The organism is Leisingera sp. F5 (assembly GCF_001593695.1).
Genome location: NZ_LUKH01001245.1, coordinates 1 through 1163, shown reverse-complemented (window position 1 = coordinate 1163; position 1163 = coordinate 1). Strand labels below are relative to the sequence as shown.

At 62.4% G+C, this 1163-nt stretch carries 1 protein-coding gene; it reads right to left on the bottom strand.

Annotated features, from left to right (window positions below):
• On the bottom strand, positions 1-1163 hold a 1163-nt coding region (locus tag A2I95_RS40505; protein WP_291737958.1), incomplete at both ends, for an FAD-binding oxidoreductase.

Genomic DNA, 1163 nt, shown 5'->3' with positions numbered 1-1163 from the left:
CAGCGTTCCTGCAGATAGGGGTCACGCGCCTGGAATTCCTCGCAGCGCTTGGGGTCCATTTCGCTGAGGTCGATCGGCGGGTGGCCGTCGATGATCCATTGCGCCAGGGCCCGGCCCGCGCCAGAACCCGACTGGATCCCGGTGGAGTTCACCCCGCCCAGCACAAAATAGTTCGGGATGTCCGGAGCCTGCCCCAGGATGAAACGGCCATCATAAGAATAGCTTTCCGGCCCGTTAAAGAAGGTGCGGATACCGGTTTCCTGCAGCAGCGGCACCCGGTTCATCGCCAGTTCCAGCACCTCCATCACATCGTCCTCGACAAACGGCAGGCTGTCGAACTCGAAGTCCTCGGAAATGCCTTTCATGCCCCAGGGTTTGGCCTGGAAATGGGCAAAGCCGAACAGCAGCTTGCCGGCGTCTTCCTTCCAATAGGTGCCGTCACAGTAGGAGCGCAGCACCGGCAGGTCGCTGGGCAGGTTTTCAATTGCCTCGGTCACCAGATAGTAATGCTCGCAGGCGTGCAGCGGCACGCCAACACCGTTCTGCCGGCCCAATTCCCGCGCCCACATGCCGCCGCAGTTCACCACGTAATCGGCGCTGATCGTGCCCTGATCGGTGCGAACGCCAACGGCCTTGCTGTCACGGGTCAGAACTTCTTCGACTTTGATGTTCTCAAAGATCTTGGCACCGCGCATCCGCGCACCCTTGGCCAGCGCCGTGGTCAGATCCACCGGGTTGGCAGAGCCGTCGCTGGGCATATAGATACCGCCCAGCACGCCGTCGGGGTTCATCAGCGGCCAGCGTTCCTGGATTTCGGCGGTTTCCAGATACTGCGCCTCGATCCCGAACAGCGCCGCAAAATCCGCCTTGCGCTTCAGCTCGGCCATCCGTTCATCGTTCACCGCAACCGAGATTGAGCCCGACCGCCGGTAGCCCGGGTTCTGGCCGGTTTCCGCCTCGATTTCCTCCAGCAGCTCGATACCGTATTTGGCAAAGGCGGTGGTGGCATGGCTGCCCTGCAGCTGCCCCACAAGGCCCGCGGCGTGCCAGGTGGTGCCGCTGGTCAGCTGCTTGCGCTCCAGCAGCACAACGTCGGTCAGCCCCTGTTTGGCCAGATGATAGGCCACCGAGCAGCCGTGAATGCCGCCGCCGATGATGACAAC